The following is a 22699-nucleotide window of genomic DNA, read 5'->3' as shown; positions in this document are numbered from 1 at the left end:
TAAACTTCCCATGCGCTACCGATCTACTCGCGGCGACCTGACCGCCGACGCACCCAACTTCTCCGACATCCTCCTTGCCGGCCTTGCTGGAGACGGTGGTCTCTACATGCCGGAGAGCTGGCCAAAAATCAGCGCCCAGACGTTCCGTGAATGGCGCACGCTCTCCTACGCGGACCTGACTGCCGAAGTCATTTCCCTGTTTTCCGAAGGCGCCATTGACCGCGATACTCTTCGCGACATGGCCCGGGACGCCTATGCGGGCTTTGATCACGCCGCTGTCGCGCCGCTTTGCGAAGTGGAGCAGGACCTTTTCTCACTTGAACTGTTTCATGGCCCTACGCTCGCCTTCAAAGATATGGCGATGCAGATGCTCGGCCGCCTGTTCGATCATGTCCTGACGCAGCGGAACCAGAAAGTTACGATCGTCGGTGCGACATCCGGTGACACCGGCTCGGCTGCCATCGAAGCCTGCCGTGGCCGCGAGCGCCTGTCCGTCGTCATTCTTCACCCAAAAGGCCGGACGTCAGAAGTTCAGCGCCGCCAGATGACGACGGTTCCAGATGACAATATCCTGAACATCGCCGTCGAGGGTGACTTCGATACCTGTCAGGACATGGTAAAGGCCCTCTTCGCAGACACGACGTTCCGCGACGAAGTTTCTCTTTCCGCCGTCAACTCCATCAACTGGGCCCGTATCGCCGCCCAGATCCCTTATTACATCCGGGCAGCGCTGGCATTAGGCGCACCAGACCGCGAAGTGTCTTTCTCCGTTCCGACCGGCAATTTCGGCAATGTGCTGGCAGCCTGGGCCGCACGCCAGATGGGCCTCCCCATCCGTCGCCTGTGTATTGGGTCGAACCGCAATGACATTCTCACGCGCTTCCTGATTGAAAACGATATGAGTGTCCGTACGGTGGAGCCAAGCCTCTCGCCGTCCATGGACATTCAGGTCTCGTCCAATTTCGAACGTCTGCTGTTCGAACTTCTGGACCGCAACCCGACGCGTTGCGCTGCGATCATGAAAGAATTCCGTGAAACTGGCCGAATGGCCGTACCACACGATGCGTGGACGCGCATGAAAGACGTCTTTGATGGCATGACGCTCAGTGATGAGCAGACCAGCGAAGCCATGCGTCACTTCTACAGCGAAAGCCTCTATCTGGCCGATCCCCATACGGCGATCGGCCTGGCAGTCGGCAAGCGCTTCCAGGAGCCGGGCATTCCTATGGTCGCTGCAGCCACTGCACATCCTGCCAAATTCCCGGATGCTGTTTTCGCAGCGACCGGAATAAAGGCTGCTCTGCCGCCTCACCTCGCTGATCTTTTCGAGCGCCCAGAGCGCTATGACACCATGAGCAGTCAGCTCGCCGGTATTCAGGATGCGGTTCGCACCCATATCCGCCGCCACTGACAGGCTTGTCCCTTCCTACAGGCTCCCCATCTCAGGGAGCCTGTCTTTTTATGATTTTACGGAAACTCATGCCCGATACGATTGAAGTCACCACGCTCGACAACGGTCTGACCATCATCACGGAACGCATGGAACGCGTTGAGACCGTATCCTTCGGCGCCTATGTTTCGATCGGCACACGCGACGAAACTGCCGAAAACAACGGCGTCTCCCACTTTCTCGAGCATATGGCCTTCAAAGGCACAGAAAGACGGTCCGCAGCCCGTATTGCCGAAGAAATCGAGAATGTCGGTGGTCATATCAATGCTTACACTGCGCGGGAAACCACCGCGTATTACGTCAAGCTCCTCAAGGAGGATCTGACGCTTGGTGTAGACATTATCGGGGACATTCTTACGCACAGCACGTTTCTGGATGCTGAAATCGAGCGTGAGCGTGGTGTCATTCTCCAGGAAATCGGTCAGGCCAACGATACACCAGATGACATCATCTTCGATCACTTCCAGGAATGCGCCTTCCCGGCTCAACCGATGGGCCGCCCGACGCTAGGAACCGAAGAGCTTGTTTCCGGCATGACGCGTGAGACGCTGATGGGCTACATGCGTGAACATTACACCACGCGTAACATCACGATCGCCGCGGCCGGCAACCTGCATCACCAGCAGGTTGTGGATCTCGTGAAAGAGCACTTCGCCGACCTTCCCACTCATCAGACCCCAACGCCCCGCAATGCGGACTATGCCGGGGGTGACATCCGCACCACGCGTGAACTGGATCAGGCCCACCTGGTGATGGGCTTCCCGTCTGTCAGCTATCACCACCCCGATCATTACGCTGTCATGATCCTGTCCACCTTGTTGGGCGGCGGCATGTCTTCGCGGCTCTTTCAGGAAATTCGCGAACGTCGCGGGCTGGTTTACAGCGTCTATTCGTTTGCCTCCCCATTCAGCGACAGTGGTCTGTTCGGACTTTATGCGGGAACGGGCGAAGCCGAAGTGGCTGAGCTGGTGCCGGTCATGATTGACGAGCTCAAGCGCCTTCAGGACGGCCTGACACCTGAAGAGCTTTCTCGTGCCCGGGCGCAGCTCAAATCATCCCTGCTGATGTCTCTGGAGAGCACGGGTAGCCGGTGCGAACAGCTGGCACGCCAGATCCAGGTTCATGGCCGCCCTGTTCCTGTCACGGAGACAGTCGGCAAAATTGATGCCGTAACGGAAGCTGACATTCTTCGGGTTGCGAAGACCATCTTTGCAGGCACCCCAACTTTCACGGCTATCGGGCCCGTGAAGAATGTGCCTGCCATTGAAGACATCACTGCGAGGCTTGCTGCATGACCACTACGCCCATTGAGGCCCTCCTCGCCGCTGCCAAACGACATGGTGCCGATCACGCTGATGCCGTGTTCATCAGAAATGAATCCGAATCCGCGATGGTTCGGAAAGGTGTCCCTGAAGGCATAGAGCGCTCAGAAAGTGTCGCGCTTGGTCTCCGTGTTTTCCGGGGCCAAAAAGCCGCATCGGTGTCAACCAGCGTTCTGGATGAAGCCGAGTTTGATCGCTTGGCAGAACAGGCCTGTGCCATGGCGCTTGTCGTGCCAGAAGACCGCTTTGGCGGTCTTGCGCCTGACAGCATGGTCGGACATTTTGATGCGTCCGGTCTGGATCTGGAAGACACGGCAGCACCGCACATGGACGCCCTTCTGGCGCGCGCACGAGAAGCGGAAGACGCTGCCGTGGCTGTGTCTGGTGTTACCAACACGAACGGCGCTTCTGCCGGACATGGCCGCACAGTTATTGCGCTTGGTACGTCTGCGGGCTTCATGGGGCGTTACAGCCGTACAGGGCACTCCATCAGCGCCAGCGTACTGGCCGGTGATGGCGCCCTGATGCAGCGGGACTATGCTCATCACGGCACCGTCCATTTGGAAGATCTGGACGCACCTGCCCTTATCGGCCGTGAGGCAGGAGAACGTGCTGTCTCGCGCGTGAACCCCTCTCGTCCGAAGACTGGCACATACAGCATCATTTATGATCCGCGGGTTTCCTCCAGCCTGTTGGGTCATCTGGCGAGTGCCATCAATGGCGCATCCGTTGCGAGAGGCACGTCATTCCTGAAAGAAGCCATGGGGACGCGTATTCTGTCCGCTGGCCTGACAGTCCGTGACGATCCTCGCCGTATTCGTGGTGCGGGCTCGCGTCCCTTCGACGGTGAAGGCTGCCCCGCGACAGCTCTGGATCTGATTTCGGACGGCGTTCTCACCACATGGCTGCTGGATTCCAGAAGCGCCCGTCAGCTTGACCTGCGGTCCAACGGGCGCGCAAGCAGAGGCGTTTCAGGTCCACCGAGCCCAAGTGTGACAAATCTTCATCTTGAACCAGGTGATCTTTCCGCAGGGGATCTGCGTTCCGATATAAAGGAAGGGATACTGGTCACGGAACTCATGGGATCATCCCTCAATATGCTGACGGGTGATTACAGCCGAGGAGCTTCCGGCTTCATGATCCGTAACGGCGAGCTTGCTGAGCCCGTTGCGGAACTCACGATTGCTGGAAATCTTCGGGACATGTTCTCCCGTATGGTTCCGGCCAGCGATCTTTCCTTCCGGATCAGCGTGAATGCGCCGAGCATCCGGATTGATGGCATGAGCATTGCAGGACTTTGATGCGTAATTTTCGTCTTTTCTCCGTCGCCTGTGCGCTGCTTTGCGTGCTGGGTTCCGCCGATGCCCGTCCGGGTGGCGGTGCCTCTATGGGGAGCCGTGGTTCGCGCACCTGGAGTGCGCCTCCACGGACATCCATCACGCCGAGTTGGACACGCCCAATGGACCGGACAATGGCGCCGCAGTCCAACTATGGTGCACAGACCGCTCCCCGTCCGATGGCTCCCATGACGCCGGGTTATCGCCCGTCCTTTCCAAACCGCCATCCGTTCATGACAGGTTTTGCAGGAGGCCTGCTGGGCGCTGGTCTGTTCGGAATGCTGAGTGGGCACGGGTTCTTTGGTGGCATGAACGGCGGCACGTCATTCCTTGGATTTTTGTTCCAGGTGTTCGTGATTGGTGCGCTGATTATGTTCGTTCTTCGGCTGTTTAATCGTCGCAAGACGGCAGCAAACGGGGTGTCTGGCAGCGCTCCGTTCAGCGCGGCTGGAGGAAGCGCGCCCGTCACGTTGAGCAACGACGATTATACCAGCTTCCAGCGCCTCCTTCTTGATATCCAGGCAGCCTGGAGTGCACAGAACACACGTGCGCTTTCCAGCATGACCACACCGGAAATGGCTGGATACTTCAACGAACAGCTTTCTGATCTCGCCAGCCGTGGCGCACGTAACATTGTTTCCAATGTTCAGTTCCAGCGCGGCGATCTGTCTGAAGCCTGGCGTGAACGCAACCTGACCTATGCGACGGTTGCCATGCGTTATTCCATGACGGACGTCACAACCGACTCGTTTGGCAATGTGATTGATGGAAGCTCAACAGAGCCCGTCACCGTTACGGAACTCTGGACGTTTGTCCGCGCGGACGGGCGCGGGAACTGGATCCTTTCAGCCATCCAGCAGGCTGGCTGAAAGCCCGTTCTTAGAAACGGATCAGTGTAATCACATAGAAAATTGCAGCGAGGGTAATGACCCCTCCTGCAATTCCGACGATACGGCTCTGACGCCGTTTCGCTGCGAGATCAGGCATCGTTGTTTTCATGACAGCAGAACCCGATCCACCAAAAGACCACAAAATAGAAAAAACAGATAAGCCAGCGAGTATCGGAAAGCGAAGCGCGCTGGCTTGTCTTTTGTCAGGCTCACGCCCGTTGCATCCTGCTGGTCCATCAGCACACGCACGGCACACAGGATGAAGCCCAGATCCAGCAGGCTTGTCGTCACTGTGTAAAACATTCCGCATTCATGCGCGAAAGATGGCCACAGTGAGACGGCCGTGAGGATGAATGTATAAAGAAGAATCTGCCAGCGTGTGTGACGGGCGCCTTTGACGACCGGCAGCATCGGGATGCCCGCTTTGTCGTAATCCTTGCACGCGTAGAGCGACAAAGACCAGAAGTGCGGTGGCGTCCAGAGGAACACAATGGCGAACATGGCAACGGGCAGAACCGCCATGGAATTCATGGTTGCTGCCCAGCCGATCATTGGAGGAAACGCTCCGGCGGCACCACCAATCACGATGTTCTGCGGCGTACTTCTCTTGAGCCACATCGTGTAAACAACGCTATAGAAAAAGATCGAGAACGCCAGAATACCTGCAGCAAGAGCATTTGTGGCAAGCCACAGCACGACAACAGACAGCACGGACAGCGCGATACCATAAACCAGCGCGCTATCCGCTGGCATTCTGCCATCAGGAATCGGGCGTACATTGGTTCGGCGCATGACTGCGTCGATATCGCGATCATACCACATATTGATCGCACCGGCGGCGCCAGCACCGATACAGATGCACAGGATGGTAATGAGACCGATGGGAATGGATGGCCACTGTGGGGCCACAGCCATGCCCGCAGCCCCCGTAAACACAACAAGGGAAATAACGCGCGGCTTCAGCAGAGCCAGCCAGTCCTTGAGCGACGAGTCTCCTTTATCGCCCAGAACTGAAAAAAGCCCCGAGGGGGCTAGGGGTGTTGCTTCACTCATGCTTTGGCCCGGGCGCGCCCGGTCTCCTTGATCAGGAAAAGTCCGAGTATGCCGAATGTCAGCAGGCTGAGGCCCATCAGGCCTTCTCCGACCACCATCAGCGCTGGCGTCAAGGAGCAAAGAGCACCCACAAAGGTCAGGCCTGCATGCATACGGCTCAATGGAGACGGAATATGGTCCGGGAGCACACGCATCATCCAGGCATAGAAACCACCACAGAGCGCCATGATGCCACCAAATGCCGCAGCTGAATGATCTGTTCCATGGCCCGGCATGAACTCTGCAATCCAACCCGCTGAGAAAAGGATCACGCTACCCAACGCCCAAAGCGTCGTCCCGTCCAGTTCCTGGCGCTGCTTCCAGACGTCAATGCAAAGCGCAGTCACCAGCAGCACTGACGGTACAAGCTGCGTCAACACCACGAGGCTTCCCTGCACTGCAGCAGGCCCCCCCCCGAAGAGGCCGTCCATCCAGAAGAGCGGACCAACGACGGCCATCACGCCAAAAGCATAGGGAGCCAGCCGGTCAGCCAGTCCTGGCTTATTCCGGCTCGACGACAGCAGATAGCAGACCAGCCCCAGAGCTGGCGTCAGCATCAGGGATGTTTCTGGAAGATGAAGCAGACTGACCAGTTCATGAGCAGCATTGGCCGGAGCCCCGTTGATCATCATCCGTGTCATGATTGCAGCAAGAACAGGCGCAACAATCGTCACACCTGACGCCGTTGCAAGCATGGACCAGGCCAGTGGGGAAAGCTTCCGGAACTGAAGAACACGTCCTTCAAGAAAAGTCGTGATTACATCCAGAGCGACCGCGAAAACCCCCACAGCCCAAAGCGCTAGTGCAATGATTGGCTGGATTGGCAGAAACACAACGCCGGATGACAGAAAACAGAAGCCCGTCAATGTCAGAGCCGGAAGGGTTGTTCTGTCTGTTCCAAGTTCAGCGGGGAGTAGCCACTGGCCGAATCCACCGAGCGCAGCCGGGCAGATTACAAAGAAAGCCATCAGAATGCCGTGGCAGAAAGCCTGCCCGGCAGTCGGATGAATCTGAAGGAATGGCAGAGCCAACGACCCACCCAGAAGACCAGCAAACAGTGCCAGTAAAATAAAGGATGCGCCGATCCGTCTATTGGAAAGAGCGGGGGTAGAGTCGAAGGCCTGATAAGTCATGATCGCGTAGTCGGTCCCTGCCAAGGAATACCGCAGCGAGCGTCGGAATACTCGGCGCCGGCTTAACCGGAGCCATACGCCGATCAGGCGACCAGGGCTGCGGCGTCGCTTTTACTCTCGCATTGCGGCAATGTCACGAGTGTAAACAGCCCGGCAGGCGGAACGGGCGTCATAGTCGCGCGTTTCAGGTCTCCTGGTGGCAGAAGAGACTCGATTGCGAAGTCCGGATGCCAGCCGAGAGAACGGGATGCACGGGCCATGCCGCGCTCTACCGTCAGCCGCAGGCCACCCGTTGCAAGAAAGTGGTTCACAAACAGGATGTGACCACCCGGACGAACAACGCGCTTCAGTTCGGCAAGAAGACGGTCGGGGTGTGGAACGACGGACGCGACGAACATCGCAACGGCAATATCAAAGCTGTTGTCTTCGAAAGTCGTGGCTTCCGCATCCATTTCCAGCAGATCGTCGACGTTGGTCAGACGGTCCTGAAGAACGCGCTGGCGGGCACGGTCAAGCATATCTTCCGACAGATCAATGCCAGTAATGCGTTTATCCGGAGAATATGACGGCAGCGCGAGGCCTGTCCCAACGCCAACTTCAAGAACCCGCTCTCCTGGGAGAGCATTTACGGCTTCAACAGCCCTCTTGCGTCCATAGCCGGAGATACCACCGAAAACAGTATCGTAAACTCGCGCCCATCGACGATAGGCCGCCTTGACGGCCTCCGCATCCAGTGCAGAACGCGGGGAGAGGGTTGAAGACATAATATATGCGACCTTCTGTGTCCGCTCCCCATCAAGACTGGAGAGCTTGTCCGGAAACTTCGTTCAGTTGGGTCCTTCTTGCCCTTCCAGACATGCATCTGGCAAGACACGCGTTGCGGATGACGGGCGAGTTACCCGTTTTTCACCGTTTTGGAGGTCCCGGATGCTGAATTTCCTGCTGATCCTGCTCTGCCTCGTTACATGGGGCGGTGTCTACGTGTTTCATTTTCGGGGGCAAATTACGGAATGGTGGGATAACCGTTTTGTAAAGGACAAGGCACCGGAACCGCAGGACGAGCCTACGCCCGAGTTGCAACTTCCCATCCGCTATGATGCGGCGCCAGCTGAAACAGAAAAAAAAGACGCCTGAGCTGTACCGCTCAGACGTCTTTCTTGCTCCGTCACTTCAGGACGGGTAGCGCCGCTCAATCGCGTCCCAAACCAGCCCGGCACTGTTGATGCCCTCGAACCGATCCAACTCCTGGAGCCCGGTCGGGGATGTGACATTAATCTCCGTCAGCCAGTCCCCGATCACGTCAATACCAACGAAAATCAGGCCATGATCTCGAAGGTACGGACCGATCGAATCACAGATCTCCCGATCGCGCTCCGTCAGTTCCACCCGTTCTGCGCGCCCGCCAACATGCATGTTTGACCGCGCTTCACCAGTAGCAGGAACGCGGTTAATTGCACCAATTGGCGTCCCATCCACGAGAATGATGCGCTTGTCTCCAAGGCGTACAGCGGGCTCATAGCGCTGGATCATCAACGGTTCGTTGGTGCGGGCGAAGTGCATTTCCAGCAGAGCCTTCAGATTTTCATCATCCGGCTTGATGCGGAAAATTCCGGCGCCACCATTGCCGTAAAGCGGCTTGACGATGATGTCCTTGTGCTGCTCGCGGAATGCCAGAATATCCCGGCTATCCCATGCAACCAATGTCGGCGGCATAAGGTGTGGGAAATGCGTGACAAGCAGCTTTTCAGGCGCATTCCGAACGGCGACTGGATCGTTCACGACAAGTGACAGCCCCTCGCCCACCCCATGAACGTGCTCAAGCATATGGGTCGCGGTGATGTACCCCATGTCAAACGGCGGGTCCTGACGCATCAGGATCACATCGGTCTCGCCCAGCGGAAGAATTTCTTCTTCACCAAACGTCGCATGATCTCCACGAACACGGCGAACCTCGACCCGGCGCGCGCGGGCCTGAAGGCGGCCACCCTTGCCCTGACCTTCAATCAGACTGAGCGTGGTGACAGGATAAACCCAGAGCTCGTGTCCACGCGCCTGCGCTTCAAGCATGAGGGCAAAAGTGGAGTCGCCATCGATGTTGACCTGTTCTAACGGGTCCATCTGTACGGCGACCCGGAGTGAGCGGGGCATGTCGGAAACTCCGGCTAAGGAAAAATAGGATTTTATTCTGTAGCGGCCAGAATGGCTTTTTCAAAGCCACCCACAGCTCGCTCTCAAAAGATGTCGGCCCGGCTACGCAAAGCGGCCATAGCCTGCACTGTCGGTGTGGTCAGGGGAGAGGGAAGCTCACCCAAAGGAAACCAGCCAAAATCACTATGCTTTTCTGGCTCCATGACCGTTGGCGTTCCAGTCAGTTTCGTCACCAGATAAACGGGGGCGATCCAATGCGTACCGCTCTCCCGATCAGACTGCTCGACCAGACACAGCATGTCCCGGGCGTGGATCGTAATGCCCAGTTCTTCTGCAACTTCCCGGTCGACAGCACGCGAAACAGGCTCAAACAGATCTACTTTACCGCCGGGTAGTCCCCAGCATCCGGCTTCGGGCGCCTTTTTGCGACGAATCAGCAGAAGCTTTCCATCCACGAGAATGGCAGCGCCACATCCAACACGCGGTTCAGATTGCACGACGCCCTCTTTCAACCCTGTGTCTCAGGATAAGTGATTTTGAGAATTTCGATTTCGACAGGGCCACGAGGCGTCTGCAACATGGCCACATCCCCGACACGGGTTCGCATCAGGGCACGTGCGATGGGTGAAATGAGACTGACCTCCCCTCGCACCAGATCCGACTCGTCTACACCGAGGATCGTTACGGTGTGTTCGACATCGTCCTCATCGACATAGGTCACGGTCGCGCCAAAAAAGACCCGATCCCGCGTGGTCTGCGCCGCTGGATCAACGATGACCGCATTTTCAAGTCTTTTTCCCAGGAACCGCAAACGCCGGTCGATCTCCCGCAATCGGCGTTTGCCGTACTGATAATCGGCATTCTCAGATCGATCCCCATTGCCTGCGGCCCAGGAGACGATTTCGACAATGCGCGGACGCTCTTTCTGCGCCAGTTCCTTGAGTTCAGCTCGCATCACCTCCGCACCACGCGGGGAGAGATAATGAGAGAGGGGTGTTTTCTCAGACATCAGAGCGCCTGAACCCGAAAGCGCATCCGACCACCAATCCGTGTTTTTGGTTTGAGGAGATGCAGCCCGCTGGCGACAACATCAGTCTGATTAATGGCGTCCGTCATGTTCGTGACGGGTTCCACAGCGACAAACGGGCTATCCGGGGAGGTAAAGACGACCAGATGCTTGAAGATTGGATCCGCCTCAACCGTTACTGCCAGCCCATCGTCCGGACGCTTCAAAACAACCCGCCCGCCAAAACCTGCAAAGCAGTTATCGATAAAACGATCATGAGCGGGCTTGGGCGTATGAAAAGACCACTCCCCGTCACAGGGAGCACCCTGCACAGGCAAACCATCCGGAGACGTCAGCCAGACCTTTTCAGCATCAAATGACAACGTTGCGTTTTCATCTGCGGCGAGAAATGGATGAAAACCAAACCCGACTGGCTGCTCCGCCTCACCCCGATTTTCAATGGCAATCTGCACGTCAAAACCTGCATCTGTCAGTTGGTAAGACAGAGCAGCACGATAGGCGAAAGGCCACGCTTGATCATTGTCCTGCGGGACGTGATCGAGCGTCAGTACCGCATGGCTTTCCCCTTGATGAGCAACAGTCCAGGCCTGCTCCCAGGCGTTACCGTGAATTGTATGCGGATGATCCGCCATGTTCGGAGCCAGATCATAACTCTGTCCGCCGAACGAAAAGCGCCCATTGGCAATACGATTGGAATACGGAATTAGCGGGTACGCCCCAACTGCCACTCCATTCAGCGCGCGCAAAGCGTCATTCGGGGTCGGAAGAAAAATATCTTTTTCATCCCGCTGCCAGAGGCCGACAGAGCCTCCGGTTTCGGGAAGAATAGTGAGCCGGCTCTTGCCGCAACTCAGTTCAATCATGACAGTCTGCAATCCTGATAATGGCGGTCGGTCATGGGCAACCCGGGGCCCTCATATAGCCGGATCAGCGACGCCCGCCACGTTTGCGCTTGTTCGGGTCATAGCCTCCGCCGCCCGGCCCGAGGGGCGTTGGGCCTTTTGGCTTTTTCCCGCCCCCCGGCCGCCCGGCGGTGGACGTTGCCAGCGGCGGAGGCTCCAGCCCCATATCAATAGCTTCCAGACGCCGCACCTCATCACGCAGCCGGGCAGCCTGCTCGAAGTCCAGATTGGCTGCGGCTTCGCGCATCCGCTTTTCCAGCTCCTGAATCGTAACAGGCAGAGACTTGCCAACGAATTCTTCCGTGTCGCCAGCGCCATCAGGTGCAACAGTGACGTAGTCCTGCTCAAAGATAGACGACAGCGCATCACCAATCTTCGAACGCACTGTCATGGGCGTAATCCCATGAGCGTCGTTCCACTCAGTCTGTCTTGCGCGTCTCCGAGCGGTTTCCTCAATCGCGAATTTGAGGCTATCCGTCATCTTGTCCGCATACAGCAGAACTCGACCATCCACATTACGGGCTGCACGGCCGATTGTCTGGATCAACGATGTCCGGGATCGCAGGAAGCCTTCCTTGTCTGCATCCAGAATAGCGACGAGGGCACATTCCGGAATGTCGAGACCCTCTCGCAGCAGGTTGATCCCGACCAGAACATCAAAAGCACCCAGACGCAGATCACGGATAATTTCGATCCGCTCCAGCGTATCCACATCAGAATGCAGATAACGCACTTTGATCCCCGCTTCGCCAAGATAATCCGTCAGATCTTCCGCCATCCGCTTGGTCAGCGTTGTGACAAGAATGCGTCCGCCCTTGGCAATCGTCTCACGCGCTTCGTGCAGCAGATCATCAACCTGACCTTCCACGGGCTTCACATCCGTGACCGGATCAATCAGACCTGTCGGACGAATGATCTGCTCGGCAAACACCCCCCCAGTCTGTTCCATTTCCCACGGACCAGGCGTTGCCGAGACAAAGATACTTTGCGGCCGGAAAGCATTCCACTCACCAAAGGCGAGCGGGCGATTATCAATGCAGGATGGCAGCCGGAATCCAAAGTCAGACAGCACGGACTTCCGTGCCCTGTCTCCGCGCTCCATGCCGCCAATCTGTGGCACTGTGACGTGGCTTTCATCTACAATCAGAAGAGCATCTTCCGGTAGATATTCGAACAGTGTCGGCGGCGGATCACCGGGACCACGGCCTGAGAGGTAACGGGAGTAATTCTCAATCCCTTTGCACGCCCCCGTCGTTTCGATCATTTCCAGATCAAACGTTGTCCGCTGTGACAGGCGCTCTGCCTCCAGCAACTTTCCTTCTTCGGTAAACTGCGCAAGCCGCTGCCGCAGCTCGTTCTTGATCCCGATCATCGCCTGATTCAGCGTTGGTCGCGGTGTCACATAATGCGAATTTGCGTAAACACTAATCTCGGCCAGATCCGCCGTTTTGTTTCCCGTCAGAGGGTCAAACTCGGTGATCTGATCGATTTCGTCCCCGAACAGAGAGACACGCCAAGCGCGGTCTTCATTCTGCACGGGGAAAATGTCGATCTGTTCGCCGCGCACACGGAATGTCCCGCGCTCAAAGGCCGCATCGTTGCGACGATACTGAAGCTCGACAAGAGCTTTGATGAGCTTCTCGCGATCAATCTCGCCGCCCACCTCAAGCCGGACAACCATCTTCGAATACGTCTCAACCGAACCGATACCGTAAATGCAGGATACGGACGCAACGATGATAACGTCATTCCGCTCCAGCAGAGCCTGCGTTGCTGCATGGCGCATCCGGTCGATCTGTTCGTTGATCTGGCTGTCTTTCTCGATATACGTATCTGACCGTGGAACGTAGGCTTCAGGCTGATAGTAGTCGTAGTACGAGACAAAATATTCGACGGCATTATCAGGAAAAAACTGCCGCATCTCGCCGTAAAGCTGGGCAGCCAGCGTCTTGTTTGGCGCAAGGATCAAGGTAGGCTTCTGTGTCCGCTCAATGACCTTGGCCATGCTGAACGTCTTGCCCGACCCCGTTACACCAAGCAGAACCTGATCCCGCTCTCCGGCCTCTACACCCTGAACAAGTTCCCCGATTGCAGTCGGCTGATCCCCTGCGGGCTCATAGTCAGCCTTGACCACAAACTTCCGCGTCTTCGCCTTGGTGGGCTGCTTTTCAGGGATGAATGCCGTCAGGGGCATTTCGGTCGCATTGCGGAGCGCGGAAGGTTTTTTGGCCATAGGGTCCAAGATGGGAAAGAAACGGGAACATCACAAGAGCGTCTCACCGGGCTTGTCGTTTCGTTCTTCGCAAAGAATTCCTGCAACCGGCTATCACTCTAATGCCGAACGAGAGGGGATGAACTTTCGTAAGCCTCCCCGAAAGCCTTTAAATTCGCGCCTGTGACAGGGTCATGATCCATATCAGCACCTAGCCGCACATGAACGCGAACTCCGGGCCAGACCTGAACATCACGCTCCGTATGCCCATCAGAAAACTGACGCATCAATGGTTCTTTCACAGCAGGCCGCATTATCGACTTACGGCCCTGCACATGAATGACCTCTCCTTTCACACCGTCCGGCTGTGACGTGGCGGAAAAAGACAAATCCTTTGCAGACAATATCGGCATGCTCGCAAACGTGCTGACAGGTTGGGCTCGCGCCATAGCACCATGCAGGACGATTGCACTGAAGATGCCTAAACCAACTGTCCTGCCCCGACCGGCCAAGCTCGTGCTGTCCCGCATTCTGACATCCGCCACAGCCACATTTTCCCAGTAGGGCAAGTGATGAAATATCATCCATGACATAACATTTCTAAAAATGGATAGTGAAACTCGTTTTCCCGCGCTATGCAGACCAGCATATTTCTGAAGGAAGACCGATCATGGACGTCCAGACGATCGAACAGACGTATAATCAGCTTCAGCAACAGGCCCAGCAGTCTGCGCAGGCGCTCCAGGCGTTGGGTGCAAAGATGCAGACCGCGGCTCAAACCGGGGACATGCAGGCCCGCGAGTGGTCTTTGGATCTGCGGGAGTTGGCGCTCTCTTTTCAGGCTGAACAGCAACAGGTCACAAACCTGCTTCAGCAATTGCACGCAGCGCTTACAAATGCGGCTTCAAACCAGCAGCCGGTGGCGGCGGCCCAATCGCCATATGATGCTCAACCCCCTGTTCAGGTTGTTGGGCAAGCGCAGGATAACGGATTTTTCTCGAATATCCTTAATTCAGGCTTTGCACGGTCCGTAGAAGCTGGTGCAGGCTTCAGCATCGGCAATGATCTGATCAAAGAGATTTTCTGAGCCTCTTCATGCTGCTGCGGCGATTGAGGCGAGCTTTGTATTCCTTTCCTCAATGGGGGCATCCATTCGTGCTCCCATTAAATTGCCACCTTTGCCGAAGACACCAGAGTGCGCTCACGCATTGACCGTCTTGAGGCTGAAGCGCTAACCCACCACGAACTCATGCGGCCGGAAGACAGTCGCGGATCGGGACCGAAACCGGGATCAGGAAAACCATGACTACAGCGCTCATCACAGGAATCACCGGCCAGGACGGTGCTTATCTCAGCCAGCTTCTGCTTAAAAAGGGCTACCGCGTTGTAGGTCTTCTGCGCCGCTCCGCCTCAGCAGATGTTGTCGGAGAAAGACTTCGCTGGCTCGGAATTATTGACGATGTTGAGCTGATCGATGGCAACCTGACGGATCTTTCTTCCCTGATCCGCATCATGGAAACCGTCCGACCAGACGAGATTTACAATCTAGCCGCCCAGAGTTTTGTTGCAGCGTCCTGGCAGCAACCGCTCCTCACAGGGAACGTGACGGGCATTGGCGCTGTCAACGTTCTGGAAGCAGCTCGTATTGTTCAAAGCAAAGCCAGATTTTATCAGGCGTCTTCGTCTGAAATGTATGGCCTGATCCAGCAGCCGGTTCAGAACGAAAACACCCCGTTCTATCCCCGCTCTCCCTATGCAGTTGCCAAGCTCTACGCTCACTGGATGACGGTGAATTATCGTGAAAGCTTCGGAATGCATGCATCGTCAGGCATCCTCTTCAACCATGAGAGTCCCCTTCGCGGCATTGAATTCGTAACCCGCAAAGTTACGGACGGCGTAGCGCGCATCAAGTTGGGGCTTGCAAAGGAACTTCCGCTCGGGAACCTGGACGCAACACGGGACTGGGGCCATGCCCGCGATTACGTTCGCGCCATGCATCTTATGCTGCAGCAGGACACCCCGGACGACTATGTCGTCGCGACAGGTCGCACGACGAGCATTCGCGACCTGTGCCGCATCGCGTTCTCTTACGCTGGCCTGAACTACGAAGACCATGTGGTCACAAACCCGGCTTTCCTGCGCCCCGCTGAGGTGGAAGTTCTTCTGGGGGATGCTGGCAAAGCCAAGCGCGTTCTTGGCTGGGAAGCTGAGACAACCCTTGAAAGCATGGTTGCCGAAATGGTGGACGCTGACCTGGCCCGCCATCGCAACCGAACGGCCATTTAAGGACGTTTCATGCGTATTCTTGTTACGGGCCAGCGGGGCTTTGTCGGACAGCATTTAAAAAACCGACTGAAGGCTCGCTTTCCGCAAAGCGAGATCCTTCCGTCCAGTCCGGACATTCGGGATGCAAAAGCCGTCGATGCGGCTGTAGCAACCAGCAAACCAGATCACTGCATTCATCTGGCAGCCATCTCAAGCATTGGAAACGCCAGGCAGGACCCCGATCATGCCTGGCAGGTCAACCTGCAGGGCACGCTCCATGTTGCACGAAGCATGCAGCGTCATGCTCCGCAGGGCCGACTTCTGTTTGCGTCAACGGCTGAAGCCTATGGCTCCACCTTCCAGCGCGGAACTCCCGTCGCAGAAGATGCGGCTCTTGCCCCTGGCAATACTTATGCCGCCACCAAGGCTGCCGCAGATCTGGCACTGGGCGCTATGGCAAAGGAGGGCTTGAATGTCATCCGGATGCGACCGTTCAATCACACTGGCCCGAACCAGTCAGCTGACTTTGTCGTTCCGGCTTTCGCCTTACAGATCGCCCGCATTGCCAAAGGGCTTCAAGCCCCAGAAATCCGCGTAGGCAACCTGGAAGCCCAACGGGACTTTCTGGACGTACGGGATGTCTGCGATGCTTATCTTGACGTCCTGATGCCCGACAACGCTCTGGAACGCGGGACAATCCTCAACCTCTGTTCGGGACAGACACGCTCAATTCGTTCCATTCTGGATGACCTCATCGCCCTCAGCGGGGTCAAGGCCGACATTCTCACGGACCCAAACCGTCTGCGCCCTTCAGACACTCCCGTCGCCCGTGGTGATGGGTCCTTAGCCAGACAGCTTCTCTCATGGACGCCTCGTATCCCTTGGGAGCAAACGTTGAGTGATATTTACACAGATTGTTTAGAGCGTGCTGGAACTGAATAGTCATATCCTACAATCACAGATGCTGCAGAGCAGTGATTTCAGTCGTACAACGTTCCTGAAGCAGACGTCAGAAAAACACGTATTTGAACTCTTCGGACCTTATCTGCTGTCGAGCATAAGCGGACACTAATTGTGAGCCATTTTCCTGTCCGACAATGTGTGATCCTGCTCGAACCCACAGAACTACACGGTGAGACAGATACACCTCCACACGCTCTCATGCAGTGTGGAGATAGACCGTTTCTGGCATGGCTCATGCGCGAAATGCAGCGTTTTGGAATAGAAGATTTCGTACTGCTGGCGACAGAGCAGTCCGTATTGCACTTCGAAACTGCTGTTGAGTTGATCCGCTCACGCCTTCCGAAACCGGCAAACATTACTCTTCTAACAGCACCTCATCAGGCTGGCAGTGGCGGCATGCTTCATCATGCGCGTCAGCACCTTCAGGAATGCTTTCTCTTTTGTTACGGAGAGGTTCTCTTTTCGGGCAATCTGGCACGGTTTCTTACGCATGCCGGACAAGGAAACTGGGCATTGCTTCGTGTGGATGACAGCGACGATCAAGAGAGTTTGGCTTGCTCGGGGGAAGACGACGAAAAGGTTGCTCCGTCTCTTTTAACAACACAGCACAGTTATCCAGCCGCCCCTGAAAAGAGCGGTATCTTTCTATTCGACCACTCCATATTCCCGTATCTGACGGCAGCATGCTCGCCAGAGCAGGACGTCCTGCCCGCTCTCCTTAAGAACGGTGTCCTAAAAGGTTTGTCGGTTCCCGGAGATGTCTGGGATGTGAGGCGACCAGAAGACTGCGCCAAAGCGAAGACGCACCTCCCGACCACCCTTCTCCGTCCAGCGGTATTTCTTGATCGTGATGGCGTGATCAATCACGATCATGGCTGGGTTGGAACACGCGACCGCTTCGAATGGGAGCCGGATGTGCTGAAGACCATCGCGAAGATTACTGACAGCGGCCATCACGTTTTCATCGTGACAAACCAATCTGGAATTGCCCGCGGGCTTTATACTGAGGACCACCTCGAACAGCTTATGAGCTGGGTGATCGACACAATTCGCGAGCATGGCGGAACGGTCGATGACTGGCGATACTGCCCCATGCATCCGGAAGCCGTGGTGGACCGGTATCGTGGCCAAAGCCCGAACCGCAAGCCATCGCCAGGTATGATACTCGACTTATCAAGCCGGTGGGAGTTAGACCCCGCGCGTTGCGTTATGTTTGGAGACCAGACTTCGGACATCCAGGCTGCCGAAGCCGCTGGAATTGAAGGTATTCGTGTTGGTCCGCTGCTTCTTTATGAACTGGCTTCCCAGATGAACGCATTCCAGTAAATAAGGGTTTTCAGGCTCCGTCGGATACCTGTTTACGCAAATTTTTCGCGTTTATCGTATGTGACCTGATAGAGTGAAGTTTCTAGAGTGAGCTTGTCATCGCGACAAATTCTTTACCTTCGCCCTACCGATGCGTGTCCGTCATCTGTGCACCTGCAACGTGTTTTCTGCTCTGTCGCGACACCCACAGATCAAACAATTGTGTCAAAATCAAAGTAATATCGAGAAATAAATAACAACTCCTCGATACTCTGGAAGTTAGGCACACGCCCTTGATCACTGGACGACACTTGTCATACAATCTTCGTTCAAAATGATTTGAATGAATGCCGTTTCCGTCGGCCAAACTGAAGCTAGCCTGGACCCATGAACAAAGATTACGTTATCTGGATCGACGTCGAAGACATCTTTCAGTACTTCGAAAACAATGCGCGTCCTAGCGGAATTCAGCGCGTTGTCTTTGAAATACTGCATGTCATCCGGCAGCAGGCTGCCCAAAAGCCAGGTATCGGTCGCATAGTTCTGACCCGGCGCGGCAAAGAGGAAGCCTGCCTTCTCTCGTCAGTTACTTTTGAGGAACTGGAAGCGCTTTTCTCCGTCCGTTCGGAAGAAAAAATCACGCCGCCCCGGACGACAGTCGCAAAAAAAACGCGACAGAACGCCCGCTCGCTCATGCGCAGCTTCCGTCATACCGTTATCCGACGCCTGGAAAGTCTGCCGCCGGAACTTGCCCGCCCACTCCTCAACATCGCTGTTAATCAGTTGCGCGCATTACAGCTCCTGAAACGTTACGCGCGTTCAAAGCTTCATCGCCAGGCATCAACTGCTGTACAGCCCGCTCCCGTGGCTCAGCCCTCCCCCGCCTATGTCGCAGCACACCCAGAGGCATCACCGAGCCCAGGGGATATTTTTCTGATCCTTGGTGCGGCATGGTCCGAGCCAGATTTTGGGGAGCGCCTGGCGCGCCTGCGCAAGGCTTTTGGCGTCAAACCCGTTCTCCTTGTTTACGACCTCATTCCAGCCGTCAGGCCCGAATGGTGTGCCCTTTCGCTCATTTGCGATTTCCGTCACTGGCTGGACACGACGCTCCCGCAGTGTGGCCGCCTGTTAGCCATCAGTCATTCCACGGCTAGCAGCGTTGAAGAGTATGCCCGTAAACAGCGCCTGACATTACAGGGGCCGGTTCAGACCATTCCAATTGGCAGTGGCTTTGGCCCTCCTCGACACGCTGAGGGCCAAAGGCCCCTGGGTCTTCCCGCGAAGGACAGTTACGTCCTTTTTGTCTCTACACTCGAGGCACGCAAAAACCACCTGCTCGCGTTTCGGATCTGGCGGCGTATGGTCATTGACCTTCCAAGAGATCAGGTACCAACGCTCGTTTTTGCAGGGCGCGTGGGTTGGCTGGTTTCTGACCTCATGCAGCAGCTTGAAAACACGGAATGGCTGCGCGGAAAAATTCGCCTTCTGCGCGATCCAAGTGACGATGAACTGGCCCATCTTTATGACGGCTGCATGTTCACTCTTTTTCCGTCGCTTTACGAAGGCTGGGGACTACCAGTGACCGAAAGTCTCGTGAATGGTCGTCCCTGTGTGGCATCCAATTCAACCTCCATTCCCGAAGCTGGTGGCCCGCTGACGCGCTACTTTGACCCTGAAGACTTCGACGACGCCTATCGTGTTGTGCGCGGAACAATCGAAGACCGAGCTGGTTTGAAGGCCTGGCAGGAGCAGGTCCGAACCCAGTTCAAGCCTGTGCCATGGGAAGACAGCGCAGATGCAGTGTTGGATGCATGCCACGCTGCTTATCTGAGCGGAGGCCTGTCATGACACTTTGGGTAGATATTGACGACCTGCTGTTCCATCTCCTGCATCATAGTCGACCGAGCGGAATTCAGCGCGTCGTTTTCGAGATTTGTGCTGCTTTGCGTGAGCTTCGCAGCCATGAAATCCAGTTCGTCCGCCGTGGGGCAGACTCTGCGGATCCCCGTGGCTTCCGAACAGTAGATTGGTCTTCCATTGAGGCCCTGTTTCGGCAAATCATGGAAGGTAATAGTGCCCAAATCGGATCTTCTCGATCAGCCGGATCGTTCCCCGTTACCCCACCGATTGAAAAAGTGGCCTCGCAGGACGTCCTTTCCACGTTCCTGCAAGCAGAAAGCTGGGCGCTTAAAGAGCTTGTCACTGTCCCTCGCGCCCTTGGACATTTTGCCCTGGATCTCGGCCGGGCAAAAATGCAAGAGCGCCAGCAGGAGAAGCCATCAGCTCAATACGACGAGGGCACGAAGCTGGCTGATGCTGCCCAACCAGGCGACGTTTTCCTAACTCTCGGCGCCCCCTGGCATCATGCCAACTATGTTCAGAGCATTCGATGGATGCGCGACGAGCTGCGCATGTCGTTTGGAATGCTCATGCATGATCTGGTTCCCGTTCGTCACCCCGAATGGTGCGATCGTGGCATCATCATCACATTCAAAGCCTGGCACAGCGCAATCTTTCCTTTGGCTGATATGATTTTTGCCAACAGTGATGCAACGGCACGGGACGTTCAGTCTTATCTGGCCGAGCAGGATGTGGGCACTCATGTCACGGTCCAGACCGTTCCACTTGGTACGGGCTTTGGTCTTGCCGACGCCCCTATGGCACCTGAGCCGATTATACAGGAACCATACGTTCTTTTCGTTTCCACCATTGAAGCACGCAAAAACCATGCCCTTCTTTTCCGGGTCTGGCGCAGAATGCTTGAGGAAATGCCGGCAGAAAATGTTCCCACGCTCGTTTTTGCGGGGCGCGAGGGGTGGCTGGTTTCCGACCTCATGCAGCAACTCGAAAACGCTGAGTGGCTGGATGGAAAGATCCGCTTCATCCAGAACCCTACAGACGCCGAACTGCGACGCCTTTACGCTGATTGCAGTTTCACGATTTTCCCCTCCTTCTTTGAAGGCTGGGGCCTGCCTGTGACGGAAAGCCTGTCCATGGGGCGCCCTTGTCTGGCATCAGGAACCACATCCATTCCGGAAGCTGGGGGCCAGCTGAGCCGCTATTTCAACCCGGACAATATCAATGAAGCCTACACGCTCATTCGCAAGACCATTGAAGATACTGAGGGCCTGAAAGCCTGGACAGAACAGGTCCGCTCAGAATTCCAGCCGGTCCCGTGGACTGAAAGCGCCAAAGCCATTCTCAAGTTCATAAGCTGAGAATTTCTTCAGTCATTAGCTTGGCCTGAACTTAAAAAGGGGCGTCTTCCGCATGGAGGACGCCCCTTTTTAATTAGAGGGATGACAGCGCAGGAGGTACTTTGGCCTTAGCCAAAGCTTCTTTCTGACGTGCCGCCAGAACATTCACGTCGAAACCGTCAATCAACTCCTGGAACATCTGATGCCAGTTCAGACGCGCGCCCAGACGGAGGAACGCGCTTCCCAGGCCAATTGCCGAGCGATCCATCAGAACAAACTCACGAGGGAGCTTCACCCCTCCCGTTCGTTTCAACCCGTCATAGACCCTTTCCAGAACCTGCTTGGCTTCGGCTGGATCATTGCTCTCCTGCATAGAGCAAACACGATCAGTCATCAGCGGCCGATAGAAGAAACGAGCCCACTCGTTCAGAACCTCAGCCGTCTCGCGCGACAGACCTTCGAAGCCCCACTTGCTATAGGCGTGGAAAGCTCTGTCTTCATCGTTATCCCGAAGCGCGGCAAACAGATCCACCACGCCCTCAACAAACCGAGGGGAGAAGATACGGACGGCCCCAAAATCCAGCAGGTTCAGACCGTAATCATCGCGCACGGTGAAATTGCCCATATGCGGGTCACCGTGAATGACACCGTAGCGATAAACCGGTGTGTACCAGGCCCGGAACAACGCCCGCGCCATATCATCCCGCTGCTCCTGCGTCGCCTCAGACGCCAAAACCGCCTTCATGCCGCGACCAGACACCCAGTCCATCGTCAGAAGACGCCCGGTGGACAGTTCCTCAATGGGTGCCGGAACGGTCACAGTCGGGGTTTCAGACAGCATGTCCCGATACAGGCGCAGATGACTGGCTTCCCGACGATAATCCAGCTCTTCCCGAAGCCGGTCAGACAGTTCGGTGTAAACCTCGTCCTGACGGATCGTTGTCTCAAACCGCTTATATACGCCAAGAGCCGCACGGAACTGCCGTAGATCGGAATCTACCGCGCCTTGCATGTCCGGATACTGGAGTTTGCAGGCCACCTCGCGTCCATCAACCAGACGGGCCCGATGCACCTGCCCCAGAGACGCCGCGGCTACGGCTTCGTGACTGAAGGAGCGGAAGTTCTTTTCCCAGCCAGCACCCAGTTCCGCCGTCATTCGACGACGTACGAAGTTCCAGCCCATCGGGGGCGCATTGGCCTGAAGATGAGCCAGTTCTTCCGCATATTCATCCGGCAGAGCGCCGGGAATGGTGGACAGAAGCTGAGCGGCCTTCATGAGCGGCCCCTTCAGGTTGCCCAGCGAAGACTTCAGGCCTTCAGCGTGGACACCCTTGTCCGTCTTGATACCAAGACGGTTTCCAGCCAGGCGCGCAGCGATGCCGCCGACTGCACCAGATGTCCGTGCCATCCGGCGAAGTTCGCCCATCAAACCGGTATTATCGAGATCGCGCGCCAT

22 protein-coding genes are annotated in these 22699 nt (G+C 56.2%); 12 read left to right on the top strand and 10 right to left on the bottom strand.

Annotated elements, in window-relative coordinates; all coding sequences use genetic code 11:
• Positions 1-10: 10 nt before the first annotated feature.
• From thrC to KP707_RS02740, 4 genes are all read left to right on the top strand, one after another.
• Positions 11-1411 (top strand): threonine synthase, encoded by a 1401-nt coding sequence (gene thrC, locus KP707_RS02755; RefSeq protein ID WP_211500076.1) that lies wholly within the window; start codon positions 11-13, stop codon positions 1409-1411.
• A gap of 68 nt (positions 1412-1479) precedes the next feature.
• Positions 1480-2745: a pitrilysin family protein gene (locus KP707_RS02750; protein WP_064273984.1), complete on the top strand. Its 1266-nt coding sequence runs from the start codon at positions 1480-1482 to the stop codon at positions 2743-2745.
• Complete coding sequence (locus KP707_RS02745; RefSeq protein WP_211502066.1) at positions 2742-4073, top strand: TldD/PmbA family protein; 1332 nt, start codon at positions 2742-2744, stop codon at positions 4071-4073. The genes KP707_RS02750 and KP707_RS02745 overlap by 4 nt, the downstream gene beginning before the upstream one ends.
• Complete coding sequence (locus KP707_RS02740) at positions 4073-4978, top strand: TIM44-like domain-containing protein (protein ID WP_211500074.1); 906 nt, start codon at positions 4073-4075, stop codon at positions 4976-4978. The genes KP707_RS02745 and KP707_RS02740 overlap by 1 nt, the downstream gene beginning before the upstream one ends.
• 126 nt (positions 4979-5104) lie before the next feature.
• On the opposite strand, the gene KP707_RS02735 is transcribed toward KP707_RS02740, so the two are convergent.
• The 3 genes from KP707_RS02735 to KP707_RS02725 all read right to left on the bottom strand — a co-directional run bounded on the left by KP707_RS02735 (position 5105) and on the right by KP707_RS02725 (position 7988).
• Entirely contained in the window at positions 5105-6052 is a 948-nt protein-coding gene (locus KP707_RS02735; RefSeq protein ID WP_211496521.1) for a heme o synthase, read from the bottom strand.
• Positions 6049-7224 (bottom strand): cbb3-type cytochrome c oxidase subunit I, encoded by a 1176-nt coding sequence (locus tag KP707_RS02730; protein ID WP_211502065.1) that lies wholly within the window; start codon positions 7222-7224, stop codon positions 6049-6051. The genes KP707_RS02735 and KP707_RS02730 overlap by 4 nt, the downstream gene beginning before the upstream one ends.
• An 83-nt stretch (positions 7225-7307) precedes the next feature.
• Positions 7308-7988, bottom strand: a complete 681-nt coding sequence (locus tag KP707_RS02725; RefSeq protein ID WP_211502064.1) for a class I SAM-dependent methyltransferase — start codon at positions 7986-7988, stop codon at positions 7308-7310.
• Between the two features lie 163 nt (positions 7989-8151).
• On the opposite strand from KP707_RS02725, the gene KP707_RS02720 reads away from it, so the two are divergent.
• Positions 8152-8358 carry a hypothetical protein gene (locus tag KP707_RS02720; RefSeq protein ID WP_211502063.1) on the top strand — a complete coding sequence of 69 codons (207 nt, stop codon included), beginning with the start codon at positions 8152-8154 and terminating at the stop codon, positions 8356-8358.
• 36 nt (positions 8359-8394) lie between these two features.
• On the opposite strand, the gene gshB is transcribed toward KP707_RS02720, so the two are convergent.
• The 6 genes from gshB to KP707_RS02690 all read right to left on the bottom strand — a co-directional run bounded on the left by gshB (position 8395) and on the right by KP707_RS02690 (position 13800).
• A complete protein-coding gene (gene gshB, locus KP707_RS02715; RefSeq protein WP_211502062.1) occupies positions 8395-9372 on the bottom strand; it encodes a glutathione synthase in 978 nt (325 codons plus the stop codon).
• 83 nt (positions 9373-9455) lie between these two features.
• Positions 9456-9869, bottom strand: coding sequence for an NUDIX domain-containing protein (locus KP707_RS02710; RefSeq protein ID WP_211502061.1), 414 nt, complete (start codon positions 9867-9869; stop codon positions 9456-9458).
• 11 nt (positions 9870-9880) lie between these two features.
• Entirely contained in the window at positions 9881-10381 is a 501-nt protein-coding gene (greB, locus tag KP707_RS02705) for a transcription elongation factor GreB (RefSeq protein WP_211502060.1), read from the bottom strand.
• Positions 10381-11262, bottom strand: coding sequence for an aldose 1-epimerase (locus KP707_RS02700; RefSeq protein WP_211502059.1), 882 nt, complete (start codon positions 11260-11262; stop codon positions 10381-10383). Before KP707_RS02700 ends, greB begins: the two co-directional genes overlap by 1 nt.
• Before the next feature lie 64 nt (positions 11263-11326).
• Positions 11327-13534: an excinuclease ABC subunit UvrB gene (gene uvrB / locus KP707_RS02695; protein ID WP_277355119.1), complete on the bottom strand. Its 2208-nt coding sequence runs from the start codon at positions 13532-13534 to the stop codon at positions 11327-11329.
• A gap of 98 nt (positions 13535-13632) precedes the next feature.
• Positions 13633-13800: a hypothetical protein gene (locus KP707_RS02690; protein WP_211502058.1), complete on the bottom strand. Its 168-nt coding sequence runs from the start codon at positions 13798-13800 to the stop codon at positions 13633-13635.
• 52 nt (positions 13801-13852) lie between these two features.
• Between KP707_RS02690 and KP707_RS02685 the strand changes: the two genes are divergently transcribed.
• From KP707_RS02685 to KP707_RS02655, 7 genes are all read left to right on the top strand, one after another.
• Entirely contained in the window at positions 13853-14077 is a 225-nt protein-coding gene (locus KP707_RS02685; protein ID WP_211502057.1) for a hypothetical protein, read from the top strand.
• 106 nt (positions 14078-14183) lie between these two features.
• Positions 14184-14600, top strand: a complete 417-nt coding sequence (locus tag KP707_RS02680; protein WP_211502056.1) for a hypothetical protein — start codon at positions 14184-14186, stop codon at positions 14598-14600.
• 215 nt (positions 14601-14815) lie between these two features.
• A complete protein-coding gene (locus KP707_RS02675) occupies positions 14816-15799 on the top strand; it encodes a GDP-mannose 4,6-dehydratase (RefSeq protein ID WP_064273974.1) in 984 nt (327 codons plus the stop codon).
• Between the two features lie 9 nt (positions 15800-15808).
• On the top strand, positions 15809-16720 hold the full coding sequence (locus tag KP707_RS02670) for a GDP-mannose 4,6-dehydratase (RefSeq protein WP_211502055.1): 912 nt from the start codon (positions 15809-15811) through the stop codon (positions 16718-16720).
• 132 nt (positions 16721-16852) lie between these two features.
• On the top strand, positions 16853-18067 hold the full coding sequence (locus KP707_RS02665; RefSeq protein ID WP_338085299.1) for an HAD-IIIA family hydrolase: 1215 nt from the start codon (positions 16853-16855) through the stop codon (positions 18065-18067).
• A gap of 366 nt (positions 18068-18433) precedes the next feature.
• Positions 18434-19894, top strand: coding sequence for a glycosyltransferase family 1 protein (locus tag KP707_RS02660; RefSeq protein WP_211502054.1), 1461 nt, complete (start codon positions 18434-18436; stop codon positions 19892-19894).
• A complete protein-coding gene (locus tag KP707_RS02655; protein ID WP_211502053.1) occupies positions 19891-21264 on the top strand; it encodes a glycosyltransferase family 1 protein in 1374 nt (457 codons plus the stop codon). Before KP707_RS02660 ends, KP707_RS02655 begins: the two co-directional genes overlap by 4 nt.
• Before the next feature lie 73 nt (positions 21265-21337).
• Here the strand turns inward: KP707_RS02655 and KP707_RS02650 are convergent, their stop codons facing one another.
• Complete coding sequence (locus tag KP707_RS02650) at positions 21338-22699, bottom strand: AarF/ABC1/UbiB kinase family protein (RefSeq protein WP_086634566.1); 1362 nt, start codon at positions 22697-22699, stop codon at positions 21338-21340.

The sequence above is a fragment of the Gluconobacter sp. P5E10 genome (assembly GCF_018812145.1).
Classification (GTDB): domain Bacteria; phylum Pseudomonadota; class Alphaproteobacteria; order Acetobacterales; family Acetobacteraceae; genus Gluconobacter; species Gluconobacter cerinus.
Note: the sequence above shows the minus strand (reverse complement) of the source record. Positions and strands in the feature narration are given on the sequence as shown.

What these genes read in the sequence shown, in the direction of transcription:
- thrC (WP_211500076.1), top strand. Translation starts at nt 11, where the DNA reads ATGCGCTACCGATCTACTCGCGGCGACCTGACCGCCGACGCACCCAAC.
- KP707_RS02750 (WP_064273984.1), top strand. Translation starts at nt 1,480, where the DNA reads ATGCCCGATACGATTGAAGTCACCACGCTCGACAACGGTCTGACCATC.
- KP707_RS02745 (WP_211502066.1), top strand. Translation starts at nt 2,742, where the DNA reads ATGACCACTACGCCCATTGAGGCCCTCCTCGCCGCTGCCAAACGACAT.
- KP707_RS02740 (WP_211500074.1), top strand. Translation starts at nt 4,073, where the DNA reads ATGCGTAATTTTCGTCTTTTCTCCGTCGCCTGTGCGCTGCTTTGCGTG.
- KP707_RS02735 (WP_211496521.1), bottom strand. Translation starts at nt 6,052, where the DNA reads ATGAGTGAAGCAACACCCCTAGCCCCCTCGGGGCTTTTTTCAGTTCTG.
- KP707_RS02730 (WP_211502065.1), bottom strand. Translation starts at nt 7,224, where the DNA reads ATGACTTATCAGGCCTTCGACTCTACCCCCGCTCTTTCCAATAGACGG.
- KP707_RS02725 (WP_211502064.1), bottom strand. Translation starts at nt 7,988, where the DNA reads ATGTCTTCAACCCTCTCCCCGCGTTCTGCACTGGATGCGGAGGCCGTC.
- KP707_RS02720 (WP_211502063.1), top strand. Translation starts at nt 8,152, where the DNA reads ATGCTGAATTTCCTGCTGATCCTGCTCTGCCTCGTTACATGGGGCGGT.
- gshB (WP_211502062.1), bottom strand. Translation starts at nt 9,372, where the DNA reads ATGCCCCGCTCACTCCGGGTCGCCGTACAGATGGACCCGTTAGAACAG.
- greB (WP_211502060.1), bottom strand. Translation starts at nt 10,381, where the DNA reads ATGTCTGAGAAAACACCCCTCTCTCATTATCTCTCCCCGCGTGGTGCG.
- KP707_RS02700 (WP_211502059.1), bottom strand. Translation starts at nt 11,262, where the DNA reads ATGATTGAACTGAGTTGCGGCAAGAGCCGGCTCACTATTCTTCCCGAA.
- uvrB (WP_277355119.1), bottom strand. Translation starts at nt 13,534, where the DNA reads ATGGCCAAAAAACCTTCCGCGCTCCGCAATGCGACCGAAATGCCCCTG.
- KP707_RS02690 (WP_211502058.1), bottom strand. Translation starts at nt 13,800, where the DNA reads ATGCGTCAGTTTTCTGATGGGCATACGGAGCGTGATGTTCAGGTCTGG.
- KP707_RS02685 (WP_211502057.1), top strand. Translation starts at nt 13,853, where the DNA reads ATGACCTCTCCTTTCACACCGTCCGGCTGTGACGTGGCGGAAAAAGAC.
- KP707_RS02680 (WP_211502056.1), top strand. Translation starts at nt 14,184, where the DNA reads ATGGACGTCCAGACGATCGAACAGACGTATAATCAGCTTCAGCAACAG.
- KP707_RS02675 (WP_064273974.1), top strand. Translation starts at nt 14,816, where the DNA reads ATGACTACAGCGCTCATCACAGGAATCACCGGCCAGGACGGTGCTTAT.
- KP707_RS02670 (WP_211502055.1), top strand. Translation starts at nt 15,809, where the DNA reads ATGCGTATTCTTGTTACGGGCCAGCGGGGCTTTGTCGGACAGCATTTA.
- KP707_RS02660 (WP_211502054.1), top strand. Translation starts at nt 18,434, where the DNA reads ATGAACAAAGATTACGTTATCTGGATCGACGTCGAAGACATCTTTCAG.
- KP707_RS02655 (WP_211502053.1), top strand. Translation starts at nt 19,891, where the DNA reads ATGACACTTTGGGTAGATATTGACGACCTGCTGTTCCATCTCCTGCAT.
- KP707_RS02650 (WP_086634566.1), bottom strand. Translation starts at nt 22,699, where the DNA reads ATGGCGCGCGATCTCGATAATACCGGTTTGATGGGCGAACTTCGCCGG.